Origin of the sequence: uncultured Veillonella sp., assembly GCF_963524655.1 — a bacterium.
Classification (GTDB): Bacteria; Bacillota; Negativicutes; order Veillonellales; family Veillonellaceae; genus Veillonella.
The window spans coordinates 1-3,952 of sequence record NZ_CAURHA010000065.1 but is presented as its reverse complement, the minus strand read 5'-3'; the positions used below and the strand labels follow the sequence as shown (position 1 = coordinate 3,952).

General features: G+C 44.7%; 3 protein-coding genes. All 3 read right to left on the bottom strand.

From position 1 onward, the window contains the following. On the bottom strand, positions 1-1,409 hold a 1,409-nt coding region (locus RYM16_RS08830; protein WP_314983380.1), incomplete at its 3' end, for an anion permease. Positions 1,410-1,411: 2 nt separating this feature from the next. Beyond that, positions 1,412-2,551 carry a PrpF domain-containing protein gene (locus RYM16_RS08825; protein ID WP_314983379.1) on the bottom strand — a complete coding sequence of 380 codons (1,140 nt, stop codon included), beginning with the start codon at positions 2,549-2,551 and terminating at the stop codon, positions 1,412-1,414. 24 nt (positions 2,552-2,575) lie between these two features. Next, positions 2,576-3,952, bottom strand: a 1,377-nt coding sequence (locus RYM16_RS08820) for a hydratase (RefSeq protein WP_314983378.1), incomplete at its 5' end; no start/stop codon positions are given.

Genomic DNA, 3,952 nt, shown 5'->3' with positions numbered 1-3,952 from the left:
AGGATTTCCCACCATGCGTAGCCCACTGTAAGGTTTACGATGAAGCACATGATAGCGAAGATACCGCCGATAATCCACCAGCTCTTAACAGTGTTGTAACCTGCACCGAATACGATTGGAGCCGCTGCACCGCCGTAGTGAGTCAAGGCACCACCGTAGGAGTTTGTTGCAGCTAGTAACAAGGACAACGCCATTGGGTTTACACCCGCTACTTTACCTACAGTAAGGAATACTGGAAGCATGGCTACAACGTACGCACTACCAGAGGCGAACAAGTAACGAACAGCGATACTGATAGCACCGATGATAATAAGAGCCAGCATTGGATTATCGCCGAAGTTGAAGTGTGTACCCATAAAGTCAGCTAGCCATTCAAAGAATTTAACCTTGGACAACGCACTGGACATACCGATGATACCACCGAACCAGATCAATGTGTTCCAAGCACCTTTGGATTCAAGCATATCTTCCCATTTGATTACGCCTGTTACAAGGGCTGCTACCATGGCTACGATAGCTACTGCTGTTGCGTCTAGGGAGAATTTAATGCCAAAGCCTTGAGTCAAAATGGAAGGCAATGCCCAACCAACTAAGGCAAGAATAAAGATAGCGATAAGAGATTTCTCGCGACCAGACATAGGTCCAAGTTCTTTCAAACCTTCATCAGCAATCCCGTGAGAGTCGATGTGTTGAATAGATGGTTTGTCTAAGTAGTATACCAAAGCTGGTGTAATGAGAAGCATTACAAGACCTGGTACTACGAGAGCTAATGCCCAAAGGCCCCAGTTGATGTCTACACCGAGGATTTTGTTCATATAGTCAGCAGCCAATAAGTTTGGCGCCATCGCTGTAGCGAACATCAAGCTTGTTACCTTAGTAACCATGTATGTGTTAACCATGAGGTAGGAGCCAGCTTTTTTAGCGCTTTCGCCAGGCTCAGAACCCAATGCTTTTGCTACAGAGTTCATAATTGGGAACACGATACCACCACAACGCGCTGTGTTGGAAGGTGTTACTGGGGAAATAATAAGATCTAATAAAGCAGTTACATAGCCAAGACGCAATGTAGTGTGACCTAAGGATTTAATCAATAGGTACGCAATACGGCGGCCAAGGCCTGTTTTTACGAACGCCACACTGAGGGAGAACGCAGAGAATACTAACCATACTGTGGTAGATGCATAACCAGACAATACGTTTTTCGTAGCATTCAAGAAAATTGCAGAACCTGCAATAGATAATAACAAGATAATTGGTGCTGGCCAAGGTTTAACAACAAGACCAACGATAGCCATTAAATAGAAACCTAGCAGTCGCCAAGCTCCAACGCTCAAACCTTCTGGCGGTGTAATGAACCACATTGCCAGAGGAATGGCAAACATAATTGCAATTTTAAGTAGCTTATTCATTCTTACTCTCCTTTAACATAAGCTATGCCTTTCATGATCGGTCGCGCCGTTCTAGCCACGCCCGCCTTCTCCACATGCCAACTCTTATCTTTGTTTAGGCATATTTCGAAATCAAATTTCCCTGATGGATGCGCTAAAGTAACTTGATTCGTTTCTTTAGCACGTTCGCTCACTACTTCGTTCGCCACAGTCCCCGTAATAAGCGCTGCTGTAGCTGTACAAATACCACCTGTAACAGCATACGCTTTATGCATTACAGCGAGTGCCTTTGTACGAGCCACGATGTCTATACTATTCCCCTCGATAGTTCGACCATCGCTTGCCACGTAGGTTTGTGGTGCGGACACCATGCATACCTTTGGAACTGCAGGACTAGCAGCCTCTTTCGATGGAGCAAGTCCCATCATTACAGCTGCAGTAGTGCGAATATCTTCAAGTGTATTGAGTAATACACCGCCATCCGTTTCTGTGAAAGCCGGTAATTCCGTGCCTTCATAACCAAGGTCTGTAGCCTTTACAAATACAGCTGGATTAGCTGCATCTACGAGACTGACTTGGATTGTGCGCCCATCAGCCAATGTAATTGTATCTTGTACATTGCCTGTTGGTAGTAGCTTACCCGTCTTAGAACCGCTAGGCTCCAAGAAATATAATGTAATACGAGCACCTGTACCAGGCACGCCATCGATAGCAAAATCACCGTCAATAACAGGTTTACCATCTCGTACTGGCACATGTGCTTCAATAACCTTATTTGTATTTGTGTTAAAGATACGAACCACTGTTTCTGGTTCTATGGCTTTCACAAAGCCTTCCATAATAGCAAATACCCCTGCACCAGCAGAAATATTGCCACAATTACCTTCGTAATCTACCACCGCATCAGCGATACCGACATAACCAAAGGTGTAGTCGATATCCGCATCATCGCGGTCAGAAGAATTTACGATAGCCACCTTGCTCGTCAATGGATCAGCACCACCGATACCATTAATTTGACGCGCATCGGGAGAGCCATATAAATCTAAAATCATACGATCCCGAGCAGCGGGGTCAGTTGGAAGCGTATCTTTTAACAGATACGCCCCTTTACTAGTACCGCCGCGCATATAAGTAACAGGAATTTCTTTATACCCGTTCATAACTTACTCCTTTATGTTCACCACTTACGCTTTGCTATTTGCATAGTAGTTGATGAGACAACCTGCTGCGATAATATCTTTTTCTTCATCGCTGAGGTGACCTAAGTGCAATGTGATTTCGGCTTTCTTCACGCCACCGCTGATAACATATGCTTTGTAATCATCGGAGTCAGAGAATAATTGGTCACGCACATTTGGCACATAAACATAATCGCCTACTGCCATAGTTTTGGAGTCTTCTTCGCTAGTTAGGAACGGTAGCATGCCCCAGTTAATAACATTGCTGCGATAACGTTTTGTAGCATATTCAATAGCAATATTAGCACCGCCACCCAATACGCGTTGGCAGGATGCTGCTTGCTCACGAGCGGAGCCATCACCAGGGCGATTAGCATATACCATGCTAGAAACGGCTGTAGACTTAGCCATATCTTCTACGGATTCTGTAAGACCAAGCGCTTGTTTTACCTCTTCATATGCAGTTACTAAATCTGCTGCACTTTCACCTTCTTGACGAGATTTTTCCCAATCGCGAACGGCTTTAGCACGACCTACATATTCAGGAACCTTACGGCTCAAGGCAAATTCAGATAATGCATATGGATCAGAGCGGTAGGAAGATGTTTCGCCAGATGGAATCAACTCATCTGTAGTTGTTACAGGATCGTCGATATAAGCTGCTACTTTGAGCAATACATTTGGGGTCAATTCTTCGATAGAAGGCCATGGTTTAATAGATGGGCCATACACGAGTTCAGTATCTTTATTAGGTTCGTTAAAACCACTATATACCTTGCTTTCATAAGGTTTATCATCATAGTGGTAAGCTGGCACCACATCATCATATTCGATATCAGTAGCCGCCGTCAATGCACCACCGTTAATAGCCGTAGCTGCCACGGAACGAGAGTCAAGAAGTGCAACGGAAGAAATCTGACCATTCCCTGGTTTAGAACCTTCACGATTCGGGAAGTTACGTGTCGCATGACGACCACTGAGGCCCGTATTATTAGGTGTATCACCTGCGCCGAAGCAAGGACCACAGAAGGCTGTACGCACGATGGCACCAGCGCTCATAAGGTCTACAAGGGCACCATTTTTCATAAGTTCTAAGTAAATTGGCTGGCTAGAAGGATATACGCTGAATGCGAAACGGCCAGAGCCTACGCTCTTACCGCGTACGATATTTGCAGCTTGCATAATGTTTTCATACAAACCACCAGAACAACCTACGATGATACCTTGATCTAAGTGTAATTTACCGTCGAAGTGTTTTTCAGGCAATTGCAAGGACAAGGATTTATTATCTAATTGCTCTACTGCTTGACGTTCGATTTCTGCGAGTAAATCGCGACCGCCTTCGTTGATTTCTTTAATAGTATATACATTACTTGGATGGAA